22 protein-coding genes are annotated in these 25,371 nt (G+C 36.9%); 20 read left to right on the forward strand and 2 right to left on the reverse strand.

Features of this window, described 5'->3' with window-relative positions; translation table 11 throughout:
• Positions 1 to 29: 29 nt before the first annotated feature.
• Together KO02_RS19510 and KO02_RS19515 are read right to left on the reverse strand one after the other, a co-directional pair.
• Entirely contained in the window at positions 30 to 722 is a 693-nt protein-coding gene (locus tag KO02_RS19510; RefSeq protein ID WP_038701011.1) for an L-ribulose-5-phosphate 4-epimerase, read from the reverse strand.
• A gap of 41 nt (positions 723 to 763) precedes the next feature.
• A complete protein-coding gene (locus KO02_RS19515; protein WP_081918435.1) occupies positions 764 to 2,431 on the reverse strand; it encodes a ribulokinase in 1,668 nt (555 codons plus the stop codon).
• Between the two features lie 330 nt (positions 2,432 to 2,761).
• On the opposite strand from KO02_RS19515, the gene KO02_RS19520 reads away from it, so the two are divergent.
• The 20 genes from KO02_RS19520 (at position 2,762) to KO02_RS19620 (ending at position 25,361) form a co-directional block, all read left to right on the forward strand.
• A complete protein-coding gene (locus tag KO02_RS19520; RefSeq protein ID WP_038701015.1) occupies positions 2,762 to 3,466 on the forward strand; it encodes an NUDIX hydrolase in 705 nt (234 codons plus the stop codon).
• Between the two features lie 241 nt (positions 3,467 to 3,707).
• Positions 3,708 to 4,340, forward strand: a complete 633-nt coding sequence (locus KO02_RS19525) for a hypothetical protein (RefSeq protein ID WP_038701017.1) — start codon at positions 3,708 to 3,710, stop codon at positions 4,338 to 4,340.
• A 461-nt stretch (positions 4,341 to 4,801) separates the two neighbouring features.
• Positions 4,802 to 6,304, forward strand: a complete 1,503-nt coding sequence (atpD, locus tag KO02_RS19530) for a F0F1 ATP synthase subunit beta (protein ID WP_038701019.1) — start codon at positions 4,802 to 4,804, stop codon at positions 6,302 to 6,304.
• Positions 6,305 to 6,459: 155 nt separating this feature from the next.
• Positions 6,460 to 6,708, forward strand: a complete 249-nt coding sequence (atpC, locus tag KO02_RS19535; protein ID WP_038701021.1) for an ATP synthase F1 subunit epsilon — start codon at positions 6,460 to 6,462, stop codon at positions 6,706 to 6,708.
• A gap of 1,095 nt (positions 6,709 to 7,803) precedes the next feature.
• The gene (gene ilvE, locus KO02_RS19545) at positions 7,804 to 8,694 is read left to right on the forward strand and encodes a branched-chain-amino-acid transaminase (protein ID WP_038701025.1); all 891 of its coding nucleotides are present in this window, start codon (positions 7,804 to 7,806) and stop codon (positions 8,692 to 8,694) included.
• Positions 8,678 to 10,378, forward strand: coding sequence for a dihydroxy-acid dehydratase (ilvD, locus tag KO02_RS19550; protein WP_038701027.1), 1,701 nt, complete (start codon positions 8,678 to 8,680; stop codon positions 10,376 to 10,378). Before ilvE ends, ilvD begins: the two co-directional genes overlap by 17 nt.
• 61 nt (positions 10,379 to 10,439) lie before the next feature.
• Complete coding sequence (ilvB, locus tag KO02_RS19555; RefSeq protein WP_038701029.1) at positions 10,440 to 12,185, forward strand: biosynthetic-type acetolactate synthase large subunit; 1,746 nt, start codon at positions 10,440 to 10,442, stop codon at positions 12,183 to 12,185.
• A 1-nt stretch (position 12,186) separates the two neighbouring features.
• Positions 12,187 to 12,777, forward strand: coding sequence for an acetolactate synthase small subunit (ilvN, locus tag KO02_RS19560; RefSeq protein WP_038701031.1), 591 nt, complete (start codon positions 12,187 to 12,189; stop codon positions 12,775 to 12,777).
• A 31-nt stretch (positions 12,778 to 12,808) separates the two neighbouring features.
• Positions 12,809 to 13,171, forward strand: coding sequence for a glyoxalase superfamily protein (locus KO02_RS19565; RefSeq protein ID WP_038701033.1), 363 nt, complete (start codon positions 12,809 to 12,811; stop codon positions 13,169 to 13,171).
• Between the two features lie 11 nt (positions 13,172 to 13,182).
• A complete protein-coding gene (locus tag KO02_RS19570) occupies positions 13,183 to 13,659 on the forward strand; it encodes a DinB family protein (protein WP_038701035.1) in 477 nt (158 codons plus the stop codon).
• A 39-nt stretch (positions 13,660 to 13,698) separates the two neighbouring features.
• Positions 13,699 to 15,180 carry a ketol-acid reductoisomerase gene (ilvC, locus tag KO02_RS19575; RefSeq protein ID WP_038701037.1) on the forward strand — a complete coding sequence of 494 codons (1,482 nt, stop codon included), beginning with the start codon at positions 13,699 to 13,701 and terminating at the stop codon, positions 15,178 to 15,180.
• Positions 15,181 to 15,273: 93 nt separating this feature from the next.
• The gene (gene leuC / locus KO02_RS19580) at positions 15,274 to 16,671 is read left to right on the forward strand and encodes a 3-isopropylmalate dehydratase large subunit (RefSeq protein WP_038701039.1); all 1,398 of its coding nucleotides are present in this window, start codon (positions 15,274 to 15,276) and stop codon (positions 16,669 to 16,671) included.
• Positions 16,672 to 16,711: 40 nt separating this feature from the next.
• On the forward strand, positions 16,712 to 17,542 hold the full coding sequence (locus tag KO02_RS19585; protein WP_051960080.1) for a methyltransferase domain-containing protein: 831 nt from the start codon (positions 16,712 to 16,714) through the stop codon (positions 17,540 to 17,542).
• A 216-nt stretch (positions 17,543 to 17,758) separates the two neighbouring features.
• A complete protein-coding gene (gene leuD, locus KO02_RS19590) occupies positions 17,759 to 18,343 on the forward strand; it encodes a 3-isopropylmalate dehydratase small subunit (RefSeq protein ID WP_038701041.1) in 585 nt (194 codons plus the stop codon).
• On the forward strand, positions 18,343 to 19,806 hold the full coding sequence (locus KO02_RS19595) for an ATP-binding cassette domain-containing protein (protein ID WP_200878571.1): 1,464 nt from the start codon (positions 18,343 to 18,345) through the stop codon (positions 19,804 to 19,806). Before leuD ends, KO02_RS19595 begins: the two co-directional genes overlap by 1 nt.
• A gap of 87 nt (positions 19,807 to 19,893) precedes the next feature.
• Complete coding sequence (gene leuB, locus KO02_RS19600) at positions 19,894 to 20,967, forward strand: 3-isopropylmalate dehydrogenase (protein WP_038701045.1); 1,074 nt, start codon at positions 19,894 to 19,896, stop codon at positions 20,965 to 20,967.
• A gap of 35 nt (positions 20,968 to 21,002) precedes the next feature.
• The gene (locus KO02_RS19605) at positions 21,003 to 22,166 is read left to right on the forward strand and encodes a 2-isopropylmalate synthase (protein ID WP_081918436.1); all 1,164 of its coding nucleotides are present in this window, start codon (positions 21,003 to 21,005) and stop codon (positions 22,164 to 22,166) included.
• A gap of 142 nt (positions 22,167 to 22,308) precedes the next feature.
• Positions 22,309 to 23,562: a threonine ammonia-lyase IlvA gene (ilvA, locus tag KO02_RS19610; RefSeq protein WP_051960083.1), complete on the forward strand. Its 1,254-nt coding sequence runs from the start codon at positions 22,309 to 22,311 to the stop codon at positions 23,560 to 23,562.
• A gap of 419 nt (positions 23,563 to 23,981) precedes the next feature.
• Complete coding sequence (locus KO02_RS19615; RefSeq protein ID WP_038701047.1) at positions 23,982 to 24,500, forward strand: DUF2911 domain-containing protein; 519 nt, start codon at positions 23,982 to 23,984, stop codon at positions 24,498 to 24,500.
• Positions 24,501 to 25,127: 627 nt separating this feature from the next.
• The gene (locus KO02_RS19620) at positions 25,128 to 25,361 is read left to right on the forward strand and encodes a thioredoxin family protein (protein ID WP_021191847.1); all 234 of its coding nucleotides are present in this window, start codon (positions 25,128 to 25,130) and stop codon (positions 25,359 to 25,361) included.
• Positions 25,362 to 25,371 lie beyond the last annotated feature (10 nt).

Below are 25,371 nucleotides of genomic sequence, written 5' to 3' on the forward strand. Positions count from 1 at the left end.
TATTTACAATTGATTTTATATATTATTTTTTACTGTCCGTAATAGGCATTACGGCCATGTTTTCTTTCATAGTGTTTTTTCACTAATGCATCTTTAAGTTTTGGAGCACTAGGATTAATCTGTTCTGTGAGAAAAGCCATTTTTGCCACTTGCTCTAGAACTGCGCTATTGTACACTGATTTTAGTCCCGTTTTCCCCCATGCAAAAGGAGCATGATTGCCTACTAGCATCATTTCCAATTCTTTATAATCAAGATTATGGTTCTTAAAATGGTCTAAAATCTGAATACCGGTTTCATATTCATAATTTCCAGCTATTCTATCATCCTCCATTGGCGGAGCACAAGGAATATCGGTAGTCAAATGATCCGCATGAGTAGTCCCAAAAATAGGAATATCACGTTGACTTTGTGCCCAAGCAGTTGCATAGGTCGAATGTGTATGGGTAATACCACCGATTCCATCCCAATGTTTATAAAGAACCGCATGCGTTTTCGTATCAGAAGATGGTCGTAGGTTTCCTTCAACAATACGACCATCAAAATCCACTATGACCATATCATTTGGTGATAATTCTTCATAAGGAACGCCACTAGGTTTAATGGCGAATACGCTTTTGTCACGATCCGAAACAGAAACATTTCCAAAGGTAAAAAGCACCAAACCTAATTTTGGTAGTTGCATATTACAGTGATAAGCTTCTTCTTTAATTGAACTGTACATGTTATATTAAAAATTAAATAGAAAATGTTGAATAAGAAACGTTATAATCTAGTATCGATAAACCCACCCAATTTCTTGTAACGATTGTACCGGGCGGCATAAATATTTGCCATTTCTACTTGTGGAAAATAGGTTTTCTCAAAACCTTGGCCCATTGCAGTCATTGCATCTTCTACACGTGTATAAATCCCTGCGACCGTAGCTGCGAACATGGCCGCGCCAATAGCACAAGTCTGCTCGCTTTTATGTATTCGAATGGGCATGTTGATGACATCCGCCATCATCTGCATAATAAAAGGAGATTTTTTTGCTACTCCTCCCAGACCAATCAAGCCCTTCACAGGGATTCCCTGTTCCTCAAAACGCTCGACAATACTTTTAGCACCGAAACACGTAGCTTCTACAATAGCTCGAAATATACGAGGAGCATCAGACCCTAGGTCAAGTCCTTGAATAGCTCCTTTTAATGTTTGATCTGCATCAGGAGTACGTCGTCCATTGAACCAATCAATCGCTAATTCCGAAATTAAAGTCACAGGAATTTTGGAAGCCTCCAAACTCAAATTTTCAAGCAGCCTATCGGCTAATAAAGCTTTTATCCTGTCTAGATCAACATCAGATATGCCTACCACCTCCTTGAGTAAATTTTGAGTAGGCCAAAGTAATACCTGTTTAAACCATGCATAAGAATCACCAAAAGCAGACTGCCCAGCCTCCATACCAATCATACCCGGTATTATCGAGCCTTCAACCTGTCCACATATTCCTTTCACCAACTTGTCACGAACCTCTTCAGGAGGAGCGACAAGCATATCACAGGTAGAAGTACCCATAACCTTACTTAAATAATAAGGTTCAATCTGACCTCCCACTGCACCCATATGACAATCAAACGCACCAATCCCAACCTGAACATCTGTACTAAGCCCCAATCTTGCAGCCCACTCCGATGAAAGGTAGCCGGCTGACTGATCTGCCGTATAGGTTTCCGTAAACAATCGCTCAGTAATTCCATCTAGTAAAGGATCGATAGCATTGAAGAATGAGTTGGGAGGAAGCCCTCCGAATTCTTCGGCCCATAATGATTTATGTCCAGCCGAACAAACACTCCGTTTTATTTCATCAGCTTTTTCTCCTCCAGTAAGCAAGAAAGGGATATAATCACAATGTTCTACCCAAGTGTATAAGGCATCCCTTACTTTTTTATCATCCCTTAATACATGAAGGAGCTTTGCCCAAAACCACTCAGATGAATATATTCCACCTACATACTTTAAATAATCAATAGCACTTTCCTTCGCATGGTCATTTATCTCTTTTGCTTCTCGAACAGCAGTATGATCTTTCCACAAAACAAACATGGCATTTGGATTATCAGTAAACTCATCCAACAAAGCTAGCGGTACACCATCCTTATTGACAGCAATTGGAGTTGATCCAGTCGTATCGATTGATATCGCTTTTACAGAAGAACTATCAATATTTCCAGATTTACTTAAACATTCCTTTATTGTATAGGCTAGTCCTTCTATATAATCGAGAGGATGTTGACGAAACTGACTCAATGTGCTGTCACAAAAATGCCCCTGTTTCCATCGCGGATAATAAAAGACTGAAGAAGCTATTTCATCCCCATTGCTAGCATCAACTAACACCGAGCGAACAGAATCACTGCCATAATCTACGCCGATGACATAAGATTTATTCATGATATATTTTGAATTTGGTTTATAATTTTATAATTGAATACGATCAAGTATATTACTTCGATATCAGTACGCAGGTTTATAATTAATGTCAAATTAACATTTAATTATTAAATATGAAACTTTTTTTTCATATTTAACAAAATGATGTAAAGACAAACAGTTTGTAAAGAGGAAAATACAACTGAAATGAGAGGATTAAAATGTGATATTTATAATAAATTATGCTGTGTATAGCAAACCTGATGCTTTTATAAAGCTGTAATAGATTATAATTTAGAATTAGTTACAAGAATTGAAAAATGACATTTTTAGTTTTAAAAATTTATATGGATGGAATTTTATAAAAATGACCAAGGAATATTATTAGCAGTGGATTGTATAATATTCGGATTTACAGGCGAATCATTAGAAGTTCTACTCATCAAAAGAGATTTTGAACCAGAACGTAATAAATGGAGTCTGATGGGTGGTTTTGTGCAAACCAATGAAAGCCCTGAAGGAGCCGCCAGCAGAGTATTAAAACAATTAACTGGATTAGAGAATGTTTATATGGAACAGAGTAATGTCTTCGGCGAACCTAATCGAGAAAAAACCAATCGAGTTGTTAGTATAAGTTATTTTGCCTTAATTGATAAAAATCAATATACACATATATTAAACGATGCTTATGAAGCGCATTGGTTTCCACTCCGAGATCATCCAGATTTAATCTTTGATCATAATCAGATGATCAGTGCAGCGCAAAATAGACTTAGGATGAAGGCCGCATTATATCCTATCCTTTTTGAATTACTACCCGAAAAATTCACAATTCCACAAATTGCTGCGCTATACGAAGCAGTCTATAATATGGAATTGGATAAAAGAAATTTTAGCAGAAAACTCCTATCATCGGGATTAATTATCAAATTAAAAGAAAAAGATAAAGAGAATTCAAAAAAAGGAGCTTATTATTTCAAAATAAATACCGAAATCTACAAAGAAAAGATAATGTCTTTCTTACGCTATTTACCAAGTTGGTCAATAGATAATTAAAGATTTCCAAAAACTAACCTCCTATAAAAACCTTCATTATAAAAGCGCACACGATGAAGCTTTTTTAATGAAGGATATAGGGTGAAAAAAGTAGAAAACGACTTCATTTCTCCCTAATATACCCCAGAGAAATATCCATTTTATAAATAAATTTCAACTTTAAAAGCTAAAATCTTAACTTTTTAGTATATATTAGAAGCAATCATTATTTTTGTAAAAAATTTGTAACGTTTATTCATATATGCATATTTTAAAATCACTAGTTATAACCGTATCGCTTTTATGTGCGCAACAGCATTTCACTTTAGCTCAAACACCAGTCACTCAAGGAGCAACAACGAATGTAAATAAATTTAGTGCAGAAGGTCTACGTAAAGGTACTCTTGCAAATCAGTTTGACCATTTGAATTACATTTCAAAAAACAACTATGATTACAAGATGGTACGCAAAACGAATCTTGATATCATCAAAAAAAATGTAGTTGATTCGGTCAGCAAACTTCAAAAAGAAATCAACACATTAAAATCAGCATCGTCAAACTACGGTTCCACAACAAAGGGCTTACAGGATAGTGTCCAAATATTACAAGATCAACTAGCCCAAGAACAAGAAAAAGTAGATAGCTTTTCTTTCTTAGGTATCAGCACGAGTAAATCAACCTACAATACGATAGTTTGGTTAATCATTGCGGGACTTCTGATCAGTACAGTTACTTTCTTATTCTCTTTTCGCAAAGCAAAAGTGAATACCGATGAATATCAAAAAACTGCAGATCAGGCGCAAGAAGAGTTAGCCCTATTCCGTAAAAAAGCACTTGAAAAAGAACAAGCACTGAAACGTCAGCTACAGGATGAACTAAATAAGAGATCTTAATGATTTCCTTTTAATAAAAGAGGGGCAATTACAACATGTAGTTGCCCCTCTTTTATTAAATTATACGTAAATCAGGAAGCCTAATCACACAAATAACGGTGAAATTAATTCAAATACTAAGCTTTATGCGCTATAAATGATAGGATTTATATGTTTTTTTATAAGAATTGCTGATTACTTCTCCCCTATCCCTCAATTTTATTAATCTTCGCCAACAGGAAGAAAAAAACTAGTAATAAGGCCATTAAGAAGCATGAAGCCATTATATTAGCTTTAAATTATTTTTTCACAAGATCCAATAGAATTAGAATGAATAACAAATTGACATTTTTAAATAAAAAAGAATTTAATTGAAATTTCTATTTGTTTTTCAGCGACAATAACCTTATTTTTGCTGACCAAAAAGAGGCGGTTAATATTGCCTTTATAAAATTGATTAATAAATATTTAGTCCCTATAATATGCCCAATATTGGTAAAATAGCGCAGATTATCGGCCCAGTGGTTGACGTCAACTTCGCCGACAATGAAAATCTACCTAAAATTTACGATGCCTTGATTATCGAAAGAGAAAATGGTCAGCGTGTCGTTTTAGAGGTTCAACAACACTTAGGTGAGGAACGTGTTCGTACAATTTCTATGGATGCAACCGAAGGTTTGGTTCGTGGAATGAAGGTTGTAGACACAGGTGCTCAAATCAAGATGCCTATTGGTGAAGAAATTAAAGGTCGTGTATTCAACGTTGTGGGTGATGCCATTGACGGAATCAAAAATTTAGATAAAACTAATGGTCGTTCGATTCATAATGTTCCACCTAAATTTGAAGATTTATCGACTGAAACTGAAGTACTTTTCACAGGTATTAAAGTAATCGATTTATTAGAGCCATACTCTAAAGGTGGTAAAATTGGTTTATTTGGTGGTGCCGGTGTAGGTAAAACTGTATTAATCCAAGAATTAATCAACAATATCGCAAAAGGTCACGGTGGTTTATCCGTATTTGCTGGTGTTGGTGAGCGTACACGTGAGGGTAATGACTTATTGCGTGAGATGTTGGAATCAGGTATTATCAAATATGGTGATCACTTCATGGAAGAGATGGAGAAAGGTCAATGGCCATTAGATGCTATTGATACTGAATTAATGAAAGAATCAAAATGTACTTTCGTATTCGGTCAAATGAATGAGCCTCCAGGTGCACGTGCTCGTGTTGCTTTATCTGGCTTAACTATCGCTGAGTATTTCCGTGATGGTGAAGGTGACGGACAAGGTAAGGACGTATTATTCTTTATTGACAATATCTTCCGTTTTACACAAGCAGGTTCTGAAGTATCCGCGCTATTAGGTCGTATGCCTTCAGCAGTTGGTTACCAACCAACATTAGCAACGGAGATGGGTTTAATGCAAGAACGTATTACATCTACTAAGAATGGATCAATTACTTCAGTACAAGCGGTATATGTACCTGCCGATGATTTAACTGACCCTGCTCCAGCGACAACTTTCGCCCACTTAGATGCAACAACAGTATTATCTCGTAAAATCGCTGAGTTAGGTATTTATCCTGCAGTAGATCCATTAGATTCAACTTCTCGTATTTTAAGTCCTGCAATTTTAGGTAACGAACACTACGATACAGCACAACGTGTTAAAGAAATCTTACAACGTTATAAAGAGTTACAAGATATCATCGCAATCTTAGGTATGGATGAATTATCTGAAGAAGATAAATTAACAGTACAACGCGCACGTCGTGTTCAACGTTTCTTATCTCAACCTTTCCACGTTGCTGAGCAATTTACAGGTTTAAAAGGTGTATTAGTAGACATCAAAGATACAATCAAAGGATTCAATATGATTCTTGAAGGTGAAGTTGATGAATATCCTGAAGCAGCTTTCAACTTAGTAGGTAACATCGAAGAAGCAATCGAAAAAGGTAAGAAATTATTAGCTGAAGCAGTTTAAATTAGTTGTTAGTATTTAGTAGCTAGTATTTAGATCTCAAAAACTTAATATGAGGGTTTTAGATGCTAATCGATAGCAAAAGTCTAAATACGTCATACTAAATACGGTGTAAAGTCTAAGTACTTAATACGAACTACTAAATACTATTATATAAAATGAAATTATCTATTATCACTCCAGACAAAATAGTATTTGAAGGTGATGCAACTGCAGTAACTGTTCCAGGTACTTCAGGATCTTTTCAAATTTTGAAAGATCACGCTGCAATCATTTCTACTTTGGAAGACGGAAAAGTAATTATTCAGCAAGGTAAAGACGAGCAAACCTTAAACATCAAAGGTGGTGTGGTAGAAGCTAAAAATAATGTCGTTACCATTTTAGCCGAAGGAATTATTGAAGCATAATCATCTTTTGATGATAGTAAAAGCCTCTTATTAATAATAAGAGGCTTTTCTTTTAGCACAAAAAATCGTACAATTTTGAACAAAGCTAAAAAAGATATAAATTACAAAGTCAGCATCTCCCCATACAGATGATACCCTCCGAGTTATCAACAGCATATACCCGATGTTGATAACATATCCAAATCAGCTTATCTCAGAGTATCAATTATACGGTACTTCTTAAGCTTTTCAGAGCTTACTAACAATATGTTAATAAGAACACCTAACTCAGGAAATACCTGCTCCCAAATTTAACAGCACTATATCCCAAATCATAATTACAGCCTTTTTTTCAACAGATGTATAGAACATGTTGAAAAAGAAAACTCCATCAATAAAGCCAGTACAAGTAAACTAGGAGCCATCCATTTTCCATCTCCCTTATAGCTTAAGTTTTCAACAGCTGTATCCAATAGCCCTAATCTTATTCAGAGATATATCCTCTTTAGTAAATAAAAGCCATAATAATAGGCTACGCTAATACTCTTACCCAAAAGTTATAAGTCAAACTCTCAATAAACCAAATGTTATCCACAAAATGTTGATAAAACCAACCCATCCATAATTTCAGCATGCTGTCGAAATAGGATTTATAACAACGATAAGTATAACAGACTGTAAGCAATAATAAAATTAAAATTTCACCTTCAATTTTCGGACAATATTGCAGCACAATCATGTAATTAAAAAGAAGAAAAAATCAGGCACATAAAAACAAAAAATCATCACATTATCATTTTTTAAGAAGAATTTTCGATAAAAACAGAAAAACTCATCCTCAACTCAAGTAGACCGATTTTAAATACGGTCTACTTACTTCATTTTAAAATATCAATATAATTGAATATATTAAAATATAATTTTGTAAAAAACAATATAACCAAATTATATACTAAATCAAAAAAGTTAGGTCAGCCTATTGCCAATTATTTTTATTCGGAGTAACTTAAAGAAATAATTTGAGCGGCACATTCTACCGCGAAAAATTACATTTACCCAGGGAAACAAAAGCAGTTTATTTTTTAATTTTTACTAACGGGGGTAGATACCAAGTTTATGAAATATTACGACGAGAACACATTAATTTACTTAGACGGATCATACGTGAAAGCTTTTGCTACAGGCCTCGACTTGTATACGCAAGCATTACACTATGGCTATGGAGCGTTTGAGGGTCTACGGGCATATAACACCCATAATGGACCTCGTATTTTCAAAGCACTAGAACATTTCGAACGTCTACAAAAATCATGTGAAGCGATCAACATTCCTTATGCATGGGACAATCGTGAGTTAATAGACCGTGCATACGAATTATTAGCGATAAACAATTTACGCTCCGCATATATCCGCCCATTGGTATTCTCTGGTTCAAACATGCATTTGACTTCAGCAACTGAAGCACGAATCATGATGGCAGCATGGGAATGGGGACCATATTTAGGTCAAAATTTGTTGAAGGTAGAGATTTCAGATATTCTGCGTCCAAGCTCAAAAGCCTTTCCAACTTCATCCAAAATATCGGGACAATATATCAACTCCATTTTAGCGAGCAGTAAAGCGATCCAAAATGGATTTGATGAAGCGCTATTATTAGATCAGGACGGTTTTGTAGCACAGGCTTCAAGTGAAAACTTGTTCATAGAAAAAGATTTCAAAATCTACACCCCGCCTATCCAGAATATTTTCCCTGGTATAACGCGAAAAAACGTAATTCTTATTTGTAAAAAACTAGGAATTGAATTAATTGAAAAACACTTAACTGTTCAAGAAATTCATGAAGCAGATTCTGCTTTTCTATCAGGAACAGCAGCGGAGATAATAGGAATAAAACAAGTCGATCATATTGTATATAAAGAAGATTGGGAGCATACAATAGGTGCTTCGATTCAAAGAAGATATAAAAATTTAGTATTAGAGAACGAGAACTATGAAGTCATCATCTGATAAGGAACAAATATTGAATAAATACAGCCGTATATTCACACAAGACGAAACACAACCTGCAGCAAAAGCGATGCTATATGGTATCGGTCTTACAGATGCGGATATGGAGAAAGCACAAGTGGGCATCGCAAGTATGGGCTACGATGGTAATACCTGCAACATGCATTTAAATGATTTAGCACAAATCGTTAAAAAAGGAGTTTGGGCAAACAACTTGGTTGGTTTAACATTCGGTACTATTGGTGTCAGCGATGGTATGAGCAACGGTACCGACGGTATGCGCTATTCTTTAGTCAGTAGAGATGTTATTGCCGATAGTATCGAAACCATTTGTGGTGGTCAATATTACGACGGTTTGATAGCTATTCCAGGATGTGACAAGAATATGCCCGGTGCTATTATCGCCATGGGCCGATTAGATCGTCCAGCGATTATGGTCTATGGTGGAACGATTGCACCAGGACATTATAAAGGCGAGGATTTAAATATCGTTTCCGCGTTTGAAGCTTTAGGACAAAAAATATGCGGAAATATTTCCGATGAAGATTACGATGGTGTAATCCGCAATACCTGCCCTGGTGCTGGTGCCTGTGGTGGAATGTATACCGCAAATACGATGGCTGCAGCTATCGAGGCTTTAGGAATGAGCTTGCCTTATTCATCATCTAATCCCGCGGTTTCAAAAGAGAAAAAAGAGGAATGCTTAGAAGCAGGTAAATACATCCATATCTTACTTGAAAAAGATATCAAACCATCAGATATCATGACTCGTAAAGCCTTTGAAAATGCTATTCGTGCAATCATTATCTTAGGAGGAAGTACCAATGCTGTGTTGCACTTTATCGCCATCGGTAAGTCTGTAGGTGTAGACATCACACAAGACGATTTCCAACGCATGTCTGATGAAACACCAGTATTGGCAGACTTTAAGCCATCTGGAAAATACTTAATGCAAGATTTACATCAGTACGGTGGTATCCCTGCTGTTTTGAAATATTTATTGAACGAAGGTTTGTTGCACGGCGAATGTTTAACTGTAACAGGTAAAACGTTGGCGGAGAATTTAGCTGATGTTAAATCAGTAATCGATTACGACCAGAAAATCATTCATACATTAGCCGACCCAATTAAAGCAAACGGTCACTTACAGATTTTGTATGGAAACTTAGCCGAAAAAGGATCCGTTGCTAAAATTTCAGGAAAAGAGGGAGAAAAATTTTCAGGTCCAGCTCGAGTATTCGACGGAGAGCATGATTTAATCGCTGGTATTTCTTCTGGTCGCGTAAAAAAAGGTGATGTAGTCGTTATTAAAAATGAAGGTCCTGTTGGAGCTCCAGGAATGCCTGAAATGTTAAAACCGACTGCGGCTATTATTGGTGCAGGATTAGGTAAATCAATTGCATTAATCACCGATGGAAGATTCTCTGGAGGAACGCATGGTTTTGTCGTGGGACACATTACCCCTGAAGCGTACAAAGGAGGCTTGATCGGATTGGTAGAAGATGAAGATATCATTGAAATCGATTCCGTCAACAACACACTAAACTTAAAAGTAGATGAAGCAATAATCGCTGCAAGACGTGCAAAATGGGTACAACCCGCACTAAAAGTAACGAAAGGTGTGCTTTACAAATACGCAAAAACTGTCTCCGACGCTTCTGATGGCTGTGTAACAGATCTATAAGAGCAAAAGACCGAATAATCAACAAAAACAAAAGAATTACAAATCGAATAAATTAAAAATAATGAGTACGCTGGAAAAAACTGAAAGTAAGGAATGTACAAAGCAACCTCAACCTATTAATCAATTAACAGGTTCGCAGGCGGTATTAGAAGCCTTATTGTGTGAAGGTGTTGATACTATATTTGGATATCCTGGAGGAGCAATCATGCCGATCTATGATGCATTATATGATTACAATGAAAAATTGACTCATATTTTGGTCCGTCACGAGCAAGGTGGTATCCATGCTGCACAGGGATATGCAAGAACCTCTGGCCGTACCGGTGTTGTATTTGCAACTTCTGGTCCTGGAGCAACAAATTTGGTTACTGGTTTAGCTGATGCTATGATCGATAGTAACCCTATCGTCTGTGTCACCGGACAAGTGTTCGCAAGTTTATTGGGTACAGATGCCTTTCAAGAAACAGACGTTATTAATATTACAGCTCCTGTCACTAAATGGAGTTATCAAGTGACAGAGGCCTCAGAAATTCCTATTGCATTAGCAAAAGCATTTCATATCGCAAGTACTGGCCGTCCAGGCCCGGTACTTATCGATATTACCAAAAATGCACAAATGGAATTATTCGATTATTTCGGTTACGAAAAGTGTACGCACATTCGCTCTTATCGTCCATCTCCTATCGTAAGAAAAGAGTATGTACAGGAGGCTGCAGCTTTAATCAATAGTGCTCAAAAACCATTTATATTATTTGGTCAGGGTATAATCTTAGGGAGAGCTGAACAAGAGTTTAAAGATTTCTTAGAAAAATCTGGTATTCCTGCCGCAGCAACAGTAATGGGACTGAGCGCACTTGAAACTGATCATCCACAACATGTGGGTATGTTGGGTATGCACGGTAATTACGCACCAAATGTCATGACCAACGAATGTGACGTTTTAATTGCTATCGGTATGCGTTTCGATGACCGTGTAACGGGCCGTCTTGACAAATATGCAAAACAAGCAAAGGTGATCCATTTGGATATTGACCCTGCTGAAATTGATAAAAATGTACAGACAACGGTTGCTGTTTGGGGGGATTGTAAAGAAACATTACCACAATTGACCGAATTGATCACTAAAAATGATCATACAGATTGGTTAGCGCAATTCAGAACGTTAGAAAAAGAAGAAATTAAAGAAGTCATCCAAGATGAACTCCATCCCACAGGCGATGTGCTAACGATGGGTGAAGTTATCCATTTATTAAACGAATTGACTGGTGGAGATGCCATCATCACAACAGATGTGGGTCAACATCAAATGGTAGCATGTCGTTATGCAAAATTCAATCAATCTAAATCCAATGTTACTTCAGGTGGTCTAGGTACCATGGGTTTCGGTCTTCCTGCAGCTATAGGAGCATGGTATGGCGCTCCACATCGCGATGTTATTGCAATTATCGGTGACGGTGGATTCCAGATGACCCTACAAGAGCTGGGAACCATCATGCAATTTGGTGCTAAAGTGAAAATATTGATCCTGAACAATCAATTTCTAGGGATGGTACGCCAATGGCAGCAACTTTTTAATGATAGACGTTATTCTTTTGTGAATATCACCAGCCCAGATTTTGTTGCTTTAGCAAAATCGTACTATATAGACGGACAAAAAGTTTCAGAAAGAGATCATTTGAAAACGGCGTTAAAAACAATGTTAGATCACGATGGAGCTTATCTCCTAGAAGTAATGGTTGGCAAAGAAAACAATGTATTCCCGATGGTTGCCCAAGGAACAAGTGTTTCAGAAATTAGATTGAAGTAAAATGGAAAAACAAGAATATACAATCACGATATATACAGAAAATTCTATCGGCATGATCGGTAGAATATCAACAATATTCTCAAGAAGAAAAATCAATATCGAAAGCTTAAACACTTCGCCATCAGAAGTCGAAGGCATTCACCGTTTCACGATATTAATCACGGAAGTTGAAGAAGTTGTACGCAAATTGTGTCGTCAAATCGAAAAACAGGTAGAAGTACTCAAAGCATACTACAATACCAATGATGAAGTGATCTGGCAAGAACAGGCGTTATATAAAGTTCCTACAGATATCATTACCGAAAAAGTATACGTAGAGCGATTATTACGTCAATATGGCGCATCAGCAGTGGTGATCCGTAAAGATTATACGGTCTTTGAAACCGCTGGACACCGAGAAGAGATTGATAAGTTAACGGAAGAGTTAACCAAGTACAACTTAATCGAATTTGTACGTGGCGCACGTATAGCTATCATTAAAGAGAGCGCAGGATTTCATGCGAAATTAAAAGAATTTGAACGAAGAGAACCTTCTGAAGATGTCGTTGAAAACGAATACTTAGAAAAAGGAGATGGTGTTTTTACCATGTAAAAACGGTACTTCCTAACTTTGATTGATCACAATGAAATGTATCCAAACCATTCCCATATTCAGAATCTTCGATTATAACAAAGCGATAGAATTTTATGTGGGTTGGTTGGGCTTCACTATAGATTGGGAGCATCAATTTGACAAACATGCGCCTATCTATATGCAAGTTTCATTTTCGGGAATGAGCTTACATTTAAGCGAGCATCATGGCGACGGAACACCGGGTACACATATACATGTAAATTGCACAGGTATCAAAGCATATCACAAAGCATTACTCGATAAACAGTATAAATACAACAAGCCAGGGTTAGAAAAGACAGGTTATAATACTTGGTGCGTGGAGGTAAATGACCCCTTTAACAATAAGATCTTTTTTAACGAAGAGATTTAGAAAACACAAAAATGACACAGCATATATTTGAATTTATCATCAATAGCCGTAAAGGATTTTTACGTTTAATAGATGATTTGAGTTTAGAAGAATTAAATCAGATACCTGACGGATTCAATAATAATATCTTTTGGAATTTTTCACATATCGTTGTTTCTACGCAAACTTTGAGCTATGTTCGCACAGGCATCCGAGCAGATACTTCGGGAGTAAAGTACAATGAAGATTATAAAAAAGATACCAAACCAACACGCACTGTAACCCAGGAAGAAGTGTATGAATTTAAAACCTTGGCATTATCAACTATTGAACAGATTCAAAGTGATTATGACAAAGGTATATTCAACACCATTACACCCTATTCGACGGCAACATACGGTTCTGAGATGAACACCATCGAAGAAGTATTAATAGCGACACTTTCGCACGACAATTTACATTGGGGATATGCCCAAGCACAACGCAGAGTGATCAAAAACATTAAATAGAATAATCAACAACCATCAATAAAGAAATTAACAACAACAATGGCAAATTATTTCAACACACTACCACTTAGAGATCAATTACATCAATTAGGTCAAGCAGATTTTATGGACAACAGTGAATTCGCTGACGGTATAGATGCTTTAAAAGGTAAAAAAATCGTAATCGTAGGCTGTGGCGCACAAGGTTTAAACCAAGGTCTAAATTTAAGAGATAGTGGTTTAGATGTATCTTATGCATTACGTAAAGAAGCTATTGAGCAAAAAAGAGATTCTTGGAAAAATGCTACAGATAACAATTTTACAGTTGGAACTTATGAAGAATTAATTCCTACTGCAGATTTAGTGATCAACTTAACTCCAGATAAACAGCATACATCTGTTATCAATGCAGTAATGCCTTTGATGAAAGAAGGAGCTACATTATCCTATTCTCACGGTTTCAATATCGTAGAAGAAGGAATGCAGATTCGTAAAGACATCACGGTAATCATGGTAGCGCCTAAATGCCCAGGTTCTGAAGTACGTGCTGAATACGTTCGTGGTTTTGGTGTCCCTACCCTAATCGCTGTTCACCCAGAAAATGACCCTCAAGGTAAAGGCTGGGCTGAAGCAAAAGCATATTGCGTAGGTACAGGTGGTCACAGAGCTGGTGTATTGAAATCTTCGTTCGTAGCTGAAGTGAAATCTGATTTAATGGGTGAGCAAACCATCTTATGTGGTTTATTGCAAACAGGTTCTATTTTATCTTTCGATAAAATGGTTGAACAAGGAATCGACGCAGGTTACGCTTCTAAATTAGTACAATATGGTGTAGAAGTAATCACTGAGGCGTTAAAGCATGGTGGCGTAAGTGGTATGATGGATCGTTTAAGCAATCCTGCTAAAATCAAAGCTTTTGAATTATCAGAAGAATTGAAAGATATCATGCGTCCTTTATTCCAAAAACACCAAGATGATATCATCTCAGGCGAATTCAGCAAGACGATGATGGCAGACTGGGCTAATGGTGACGCTAATCTATTAAAATGGAGAGCCGAAACAGGTGAAACAGCATTTGAAAAAACACCTGCTGGTGATGTAAAAATTGCAGAACAAGAATATTTCGACAACTATACGCTGATGGTTGCTTTCATCAGAGCTGGTGTTGAATTGGCTTTCGAAACTATGGTTGAAGCTGGAATTAAACCAGAATCTGCCTACTACGAGTCATTACACGAAACTCCTTTGATAGCGAACACGATTGCACGTAAAAAATTATTCGAAATGAACCGTGTGATTTCTGATACGGCTGAATACGGTTGTTACTTATTTGATCAAGCTTGTAAACCTTTATTAGCTGATTTCATGAAAACTGTACAAACTGATTTAGTAGGAAAAAACTACAATGCAGGTAAAGACGGTTCAGTAGATAATGCACAATTAGTAGAGATCAATGACATTTTACGTAATCATGAAGTAGAAATTGTAGGTCGTAAATTACGTCAAGCAATGACTGCTATGAAAGCTATAAAAACTGTTTAAATTTTCGTAATTTAGACTACCAAAATTCCATTGTTTTTAGGAAATCCCTAAAACAATGGAATTTAATTGAAAAAATTAACATTAGAGAAGAAAATGTCAAAAACATTAGTAGAAAAAATTTGGGATGCGCATGTCGTTAAACGTGAAGAAGGATTTCCAGATATTATTTATATAGACACACACCTTATTCATGAGGTAACTTCACCGCAAGCTTTCGATGGTTTAAGAAAAAGAGGCTTACCGGTATTTCGTCCAAACCAGACTGTCGCAACAGCGGATCATAATGTTCCCACTCTAAATCAACACCTTCCCATAAAAGAGGAATTATCGCGTTACCAAGTCGATATGTTGACTAAAAACTGTGCTGAATTTGGTATCAATTTATATGGCCTAGGTCACCCCTACCAAGGTATTGTGCATGTTATTGGTCCAGAATTAGGGATTACCTTACCTGGTAAAACAATGGTCTGCGGAGATAGCCATACCTCTACACATGGCGCATTTGGTGCGATTGCTTTTGGAATAGGTACTTCTCAAGTGGAACAAGTTTTTGCAACACAATGCTTATTGCAACAAAAACCAAAAACGATGAAAATCGAAGTAAATGGTGATTTGCAAAAAGGTGTGGGAGCAAAAGATATTATCTTATACATCATTGCAAAAATCTCTGCAGCAGGTGGTACAGGCTATTTTATTGAATATGCTGGTTCTGCAATCCGTGCATTAAGTATGGAAGCAAGAATGACCATTTGTAATATGAGTATTGAAATGGGGGCTCGTGGGGGCTTAATTGCTCCTGATCAGACTACTTTCGATTATGTAAAAGGCCGTGAATTTGCACCAAAAGGAGAAGAGTGGGATACAGCATTAGCGTATTGGAAAACACTATATTCTGATGATGATGCACAATTTGACGCGGTTCTAGAATTTGATGCTGCAGACATCGCACCGATGATCACTTATGGAACCAATCCAGGAATGGGAATGGGTATCACCGAAAATGTTCCTGCAACACAAGCACAACCAGAATCAGAACAACCATCTTACCAAAAAGCACTGAATTACATGGGCTTTACTGATGATGCTCCAATCTTAGGAAAACCAGTAGACTATGTGTTTATCGGAAGTTGTACCAACTCCCGTATAGAAGATTTACGTGAAGTAGCTGCCTTTGTACAAGGAAAACAAAAAGCAGAACAAGTAGAAGTATGGATCGTACCGGGTTCAAAACAAGTAGAAAAACAAGCCATCGAAGAAGGTTTAGATAAAATTTTTGAATCTGCAGGTTTCCAATTACGCGAGCCAGGCTGTTCAGCTTGTTTAGGAATGAATGAAGATAAGATTCCTGCAGGTAAATACTGTGTTTCCACATCAAATAGAAACTTTGAAGGCCGTCAAGGCCCCAATGCCCGTACGATGCTCGTGTCACCTTTAACAGCTGCTGCTGCCGCCGTAACAGGTGTCATTACCGATGTTAGAGAGTTGATATAATCTAAATGCTAATAATAGCTGTTCTTTAATACATTTAAAAATGTGCCAAATTTGTCAGACAGTAGTAGTCACCGAAAATAAAGTAATCGATAGAGAAGCACAAAATGCTTCTACAATCTTTAACCAAAGAACTTTGGACCAGGATTATCATACGCTGAAATCTGCTCTAAAACCCGGATTAAGAGTTTTGGACATCGGATGTGGAACAGGCGCCATCACAAAAGATATTGCCGCGATCGTCGGTCCTTCTGGTTCTGTCGTTGGAATTGATAATACGGGAACCTTTATTACGGAAGGAAAAAGTCTATTTGCTCATATACCCAATCTAGAATTGATCCATTGCGATCTACTAGATTTTGAAAGTCTGGAGAAATTTGATCTAATTGTATCAGCAAGAACGTTCCAATGGATTTCAACATTAGATAAAGCAATTGATAAATTGAAAACGTTATTAAAACCCAATGGGCAAGTATCGATATTAGATTATAATCATGAAGCGATAGATTGGAATCCTAAAATACCAAGGAGCATGGAACATTTTTATCACATGTTCTTAATGTGGAGAAATGATGCAGGTATGAATAATAGAATTGGCTATGATCTGGAAGACATCTTTGAAGAGCACGGTTTTGGTCAGATAGAAGTTTTTAATGCCGACGAACATTATGAACATAGCAATCCATTGCACCTAGACAAACTAAAAATATGGTCCAAGGTAGCCAACTCTACACAAATGGTAGATGAAGGATATGTCAGTGATCAAGAACGTTTAGATGCCATTAAAGATTATAACGATTGGGCAGATGAGTCGGCTATCAGTATGACAATGAAACTAAGAGAAGTTAGGGCAGTTTTAAACACAAATATTTAGCAATCACCATTAAACAGAGTGAAACGAGCTTAATAATACAATTAAAAGCTAACACTCATAAATAATGAATTGGATGAAACCATCATGAGCTTAAAGTGACTCACAAATAGAGATTAGTACGCTTCTCATGATAGCCTCATCACCATTAAGTAACAAACCGAGTGAAACGAGTTCATTTATACAGTTAAGAACAGACACTCGTAAATAATTATTTGGATGAAAAAATTTGAAACAATAACAACAACGGTAGTTCCTTTACCGATTGAAAATATAGATACCGATCAGATTATTCCTGCTCGTTTTTTGAAAGCGACTACACGAGAAGGATTTGGTGACAACTTATTCCGTGACTGGCGCTTTGATAGCAACAATCAGCCTAAAGCTGATTTTGTAATGAACGATGCTACCTACAAAGGAAAAGTCCTTGTGGCAGGTAAAAATTTTGGTTGCGGTTCTAGTCGTGAACATGCTGCTTGGGCTATCCAAGATTATGGGTTTGATGTCGTTATCAGTAGTTTTTTCGCAGATATTTTCAAAGGAAATGCTTTGAACAATGGCGTATTACCTATTCAGGTAACAGAAGAGTTCCTAGAAACTATCTTTGATACGGTATTCAAAAATCCAAACACGGAGATTATTGTTGACCTCGAAAACCAAACAGTCACCTTGTCTGAAACCGGTGCTCAACAAGCTTTTGAAATCAACCCTTACAAAAAATCATGCCTCATTAACGGTTATGATGATATTGATTTCATCCTAGACAACAAAGCTGCAATTGAAACTTTCGAACAAACGAGATAATGATAGAACCTGTCGTCCATATTGCCAATTTAACTGTCCAGCACCAATATCATGTGGTGTTGCAGGACTTGAATTGGCAAATTGAACCTGGACAACACTGGTTGATAGGTGGAAGAAGCGGTACTGGAAAAACTACTTTAGCGCAAGCAATTGCAGGTCATATTCCGTACAACGGGCTTCTTAATGTCAACTTTGACAATAACTCTCCTCTTCCAGCAGAAATTTTTTATGTTCCAAATTGGTATCAATTCACCAATTTAGAAGGTGATAAAAATTTCTATTACCAACAACGATATAACAAGCACCAAACGAATGATACCTTAACAGTACAGGCAGAATTCATGCATTTTGCAAAAGAAAAACATTTGCAATTTGATGCTATAAAACCCTACCTCGAAACTTTTGGTTTTGAAGATGTCCAAACGGCACAGCTCATCGAGTTATCGAGTGGAGAACATAAAAAACTGCAATTGTTAAAGGCGCTATGGTTGAAACCTCAGGTATTGATTATTGATCAACCCTATACAGGTCTTGATCGCCAATCTCGCCAAGAACTCAACCAAGCATTTGATGATCTTGCATTAGCAGGAGTTACTTTAATATTGATCAGTAACGATCAAACAACACCTACCTGTATCCGTCATTTTGCTGAAATACAACAAGGAAAATTAAAAGTAGTCTCTTCACAAGCTGAGTTTTCAAGAGAAAAAGAACGTGCAAGAAAAGTACTTCCCCATTTTTTACAAAAAGCTCCTCAGATTTCTTCGGAAACGATGGTTAAAATGTCTCAAGTTGATGTCAAATATGGAGAAAAAGAAGTCCTAAAAGATATCAGCTGGGAAGTGAAGGCAGGAGAAAAGTGGTTATTACAAGGCCATAATGGCTCTGGTAAGTCTACCCTATTGAGTTTAATCAATGGAGACCATCCCCAGGCATATGCCAATGATATCATCCTCTTTGGAAAACAAAGAGGATCAGGAGAAAGTATTTGGGACATCAAATCGCACTTGGGCATTATTTCTCCCGAGATGCACTGGTACTTCGATCCAACAGCTAAAGTTTGGCAAAGTGTCGCTTCAGGATTTTTTGATTCCGTTGGATTATTTCGCAATTTAAGCTTTGAAAAACAACAATTACTAAATCAGGTATTGGACTTTTTTGATTTAAAAGAAGATAAAAACAAACTACTCAACACCCTTCCCTTAGGGAAACAACGTCTTGCATTATTAGCACGGACAGTGATTAAGAATCCAGAATTATTGATTTTGGACGAACCTTGCCAGGGTCTTGACTACGAACAAACACAACATTTCAATGCAGTAGTAGATGAACTGTGTACCTATGGAAAAACATTAATTTATGTAGGTCATTTTGAAACACAACTCCCAACTTGCCTTGAAAAGAAAATTATATTAGAAAAGGGAATGGTTAAATCCATTGAAGATATTTTACAATACGCATAACATGAAACCATCAAGAGCGCTCTACTCACAAACTGAAGTAAAAATGCTCATGATAGCTTCATCACCATTAAAAGAAAAATAATTCTGATGAAAAAAAATATACTCGTTATTCCTGGTGACGGAATAGGACAAGAAGTTACGATTTGGGGTAAAAAAGTTTTAGAAAAAATTGGACAAAAATATGGCCATGATTTCAACTTTGATGAAGCAATCATGGGACACGTGGCTATTGAAGCCACTGGAAACCCTTTGCCTGACGAAACTTTAGAAAAAGCAAAATCAAGTGATGCAATTTTATTTGGAGCAATCGGACACGCTAAATATGATAATGACCCCTCTGCGAAAGTTCGTCCAGAGCAGGGATTATTAAAAATCCGTAAAGAGTTAGGTCTTTATGCAAACTTACGCCCTATCTTATTATTTGATGAGCTTTTAGATGCTTCAAGTCTTAAACCTGAAATCTTAAAAGGCACAGATATCCTTTTCTTTCGTGAGTTGACAGGTGATGTTTACTTCGGAGAAAAGAATCGTTCGGAAGACAATAACTTCGCTTCGGATTTAATGAACTATAACCGATATGAAGTAGAACGTATCGCACACAAAGCCTATGAAGCTGCGCGTACACGTTCTAAAAAACTATGTTCGGTCGATAAAGCAAATGTATTGGAGACCTCCCGCCTTTGGAGAGAAGTTGTTCAAGAAATTGCAAAAGAATATCCTGATGTAGAGACCGAGCATATGTTCATCGACAACGCAGCGATGCAATTAGTGAAAAACCCAAAGAAATTTGATGTTGTATTAACCGCAAACCTATTTGGTGATATCCTAACTGATGAAGCTTCACAGATTGCTGGTTCTATGGGTATGCTTGCTTCAGCATCCATCGGTGATGGTACAGGATTTTTTGAACCTATTCACGGATCTGCACATGATATCGCAGGACAGAACAAAGCGAATCCATTAGCTTCTATCTTATCTGCAGCCCTCCTATTAGATATTAGTTTCGGTCTACAGGCTGAGGCAAAAGAAGTAACTGAAGCAGTTGCTGCGACATTGAAAGCAGGTTGGAGAACAGGTGATATTGCTAATGCAGATACACCATCGGATAAAATATTAGGCACGCAAGAAATGGGTGCTAAAGTGTTAGAATTTATTAAATAGACTGAACAGAGTTTCTAATATAAAAACGTAAAGCTATGTTACACGATCCAAATCATCTATACATCTTTGATACTACGCTTCGCGATGGCGAGCAAGTCCCAGGATGTCAATTAACTACTCCAGAAAAAATCGACATTGCAAAAGATTTGGAGAAACTAGGTGTCGATGTTATTGAAGCCGGTTTCCCAGTTTCTAGTCCAGGAGATTTCCAGTCCGTAGTTGAGTTATCAAAAGCGGTAAATGATGTGATCATCTGTGCGTTAACCCGTGCCAATGAGAATGACATTAAAGTAGCTGCTGAAGCGCTGAAATATGCAAAAAGACCGCGTATCCATACCGGTATTGGTGCTTCAGACATGCATATCAAATACAAATTCAATTCCACTCGTGAAGAAATATTAGAACGTGCTGTTGCTGCAGTAAAGTACGCTAAAACTCATGTTGAGGACGTAGAATTCTATGCCGAAGATGCAGGTCGTGCCGACTTGGTTTATTTAGCACAGATGGTAGAAGCAGTTATTGCTGCAGGTGCTACTGTTGTTAATATCCCAGATACAAACGGATATTGCTTACCTGACCAATACGGCGCAAAAATAAAATTCTTAAAAGAAAATGTTAAAAACATCGACCAAGCGATTATTTCTGCACATTGTCACAATGACTTAGGATTAGCAACTGCGAATTCAATTGCCGCAATTCAAAATGGTGCACGCCAAGTAGAATGTACCATCAATGGTATTGGCGAACGTGCCGGAAATACTTCATTGGAAGAAGTAGCCATGATTCTGAAAGTTCACAATCAAGCTTTTGGTAGTTTAACATCAAACATTGACAGTAAAATGTTCACTTACCTTTCACGCAAAGTGAGTAAAATGATGAATATGCCCGTACAACCGAATAAAGCAATTGTTGGCCGTAATGCCTTTGCACATAGTTCGGGTATTCACCAAGATGGTTTTCTAAAGCACCGTGAGACTTATGAAATCATTCGTCCTGAAGATGTCGGCTTAGAGGAAGCAGGTATTATCCTAACTGCACGTTCTGGTCGCCATGCATTAAAGTACCACTTGGAACGTCTCGGTTACACGTTAGAGAAAGAAGCACTATCACAAACCTATGAACGTTTCTTAATCATAGCAGATGCAAAGAAAGATATCTGCGACGATGATCTAAGAAGTTTATTCGCAGAGCGCGTTTAATAATAGAAAAACTTATTAAAACGTCATTTTGACAAAGGATAAATTTTCAAGTAAAAAGTCAAAAAACTTAATTACTTTTATTCTAAGTCGAGATGACGTTTTTTTATTAAAAAAAATCAATCACCTAATCACAGTAAACAAAATGAGTTTAGATTTTTCTAATTTACAAATCGACTCAGAAAGCACTTATCACCGTATCAAGGACGTCGTTAATCGGACAGCTTTGCAATACAACACTTATCTTTCTGAGAAATATGGCGCTGATGTCTATCTAAAGCGAGAAGACCTTCAAATCGTCAGATCCTATAAACTAAGAGGTGCTTATAACAAAATAATTTCCCTGGGCGAAGAGGAGCAGCAACGCGGCGTGGTATGTGCTAGCGCGGGCAACCATGCGCAGGGTGTTGCCTTTTCGTGTAAAAAACTCGATATCAAGGGAGTTATTTTTATGCCTGGTCCTACACCAAAACAAAAAATAACACAAACGGAAATGTGGGGAAACGGCAATATCGAAATTATATTGACGGGTGATACCTTTGACGATTGCCAAAAAGCCGCACGCATCTATACCGAAGAAAATAACATGACTTTTATTCCACCTTTTGATGACCCAAAGGTGATTGAAGGTCAAGGAACAGTCGCTGTCGAAATCCTACAAGATTTACCAGATATAGACGCTGTTTTTATTCCAATTGGTGGCGGAGGTCTCTCGGCAGGAACGAGCTACTACTTGAAGAATAAAAATCCCAATATTAAATGTTATGGTGTCGAACCTCAAGGTGCCGCCTCTATGCAAGCTGCATTTACGGTTGGAAAACCTGTTGAGCTTGAAAAGATCAATAAATTTGTAGATGGTGCCGCTGTTCAAAAAGTGGGCGACCTCACATTCGAGATCAGTCGTCAATATTTAGATGATATACGTTCGATTCCAGAAGGAAAAATATGTACCTGCATATTAGAACTCTATAACAAGGATGCAATCGTTGTTGAGCCTGCAGGTGCCCTCTCAGTAGCGGCATTGGAATTTCATAAAGATGAAATAAAAGGGAAGAAAGTCGTTTGTATCATCTCGGGTGGTAATAATGACATTAACCGCATGAGTGAAATTCAAGAGTTATCGCTCCTATACGAAGGATATAAGCATTACTTTATCGTGCGTTTCCCGAATCGTCCAGGAGCTTTAAAATTATTTGTCTCTGAAGTACTAAGTCCCAAAGATGATATCACTCGTTTTGAATTCATCAAAAAAACAGAACGCGAACGCGGTCCTGCTTTGATCGGTATCGAATTAAACGATCCGGAAGATTACCAATCTTTGTTACAAAGGATGACAGACAATAAATTTGAATATATCGAATTAAATAAAGACCAAACATTATTTGAGTATTTGGTTTAGATACCTTTGATAAACAAGTAAAAAAGGGGAAAATAGGCAACTATATATCCCCTTTTTTTGCAATATAATTAGTTTATTATAAGACATCCAAGTGTCCTTTCGTCGTTTTATAAGGTAATAAACGATGCATATTTGATTCATGGACCCATAACTTACTTTTATTTTTTCTACCGTTGTCCAAGAGCTGCTCCTAAAAAACCTAGATCCGGATTTAGCTCTTTTCAGTTATAGACGCTTGACTAGCGCCCCTAAATCTTATCTTTAGACATGAGAGACATTGTAGATAAATTGAAAACAATGCTCTTCCCATTCCGATGAACCTCTACAATAAATAACAAAAAATCTTATAAAAAATATCCAATACAACATTTTAAAAAGCTTGATATCAATTTTTTATGTATATTTAATTAAAAAAAATTATGAAAACAACAGCTATTTTATTCATGTTTACAATCATTTGTGCCACGGCATTTGGACAAACTGATAAAAGTAAAAGACCAAGCCCACCCGATAGTGTTAAAGTCACTACTGACGACGGAGTAACAGTAGATATCCATTACAGCCGCCCACATTTAAAAGGACGTCAAATAGGAATAGACATTGTTAAGGTCGGTGAAATATGGCGCACAGGTGCAAATGAAGCAACCACTATAGCGTTTGATAAAAATGTCCTCATCGAAGGGAAAAACTTACCTCAAGGCAAATATGGTTTATATACCCTTCCTGGAGAACAAGAAACGACTGTTATTTTCAATAAAGTATGGGACCAGTGGGGAACAAAATATGATCAGAATCAAGATGCACTGCGCATAAATGTACGCAATGAAACGAGCAATTCGCCAGAAGAGCAATTTAAGATCGATATCGATAAATCGGGTAAGCTAATCTTAACTTGGGGTGATTATTTACTTCCTATAAAAATTAAAGCAGCAAAGTAGTTCATATACCACATGCTCTATTGATCAATAAGCGGTATCCAAAAAACTAATTAGACCAATTACGGTTTAGCAAGATACGTTATAAAAAAGAAAGCTTTTTGAAAAATCAAAGAGCTTTCTATTATTAAGCAACAGTAAGCCCCTTCTTTTCATACAACATACAATCACTAGGGTTAGCGATTCATACAACATCGCTTTTATAAGGCTAATCATTTAAGCTTCAATATCCCTAACTCATCCCCCTAGTAGTGAGTAGCCACTAAATCTAGAACTTAAAAAAAAGCTATTTAATTTACTGTTTTTTTCATCACAAAAGCTGTACTTTTGCAGAACAATTTGTCACGGTATTTTCATTAAAATAAATTGTAGTTTTAGCACTACAAATAACCCGACTAAAGTTATCCACATTAAATAAGCGTTGATTACCAGCTAAATACAAGCATTCACAATGCGCAAAGCCGTATATCGATCAAGTTTTTCCACCAATGTGGAAAAGTCAAATTAACGCTTCAGATTTAATTTGTGATATTTGTTAGAGTTGGGAATTCAGCTTCTCAAAACTTATTAAAATCATTCAACTCAACTCGCCTTCTTTTAGGAAGCGCGGTTTTAAATTAAAGTATAATCATGGCAAGAATCATCAAATTCGAGAAAAACGATTGTGCACCTTGTGCTCAAGTATCTGCATATCTAGATCAAAAAGGTATCAAATATGAGTCTATCAACCCATTTGACCAACCTGATTTAGCTGCAAAATTTAAAGTACGCACAGTTCCGACCGTAATCGTTTTGGAAAATGACGAAATTCAACACCGCATCATCGGATTCAAACCTGAAGAATTAGGGGCAATCGCATTATAATTAATGCTGT

The sequence above is a fragment of the Sphingobacterium sp. ML3W genome (assembly GCF_000747525.1).
In the GTDB taxonomy this organism is placed as follows: Bacteria; Bacteroidota; Bacteroidia; order Sphingobacteriales; family Sphingobacteriaceae; genus Sphingobacterium.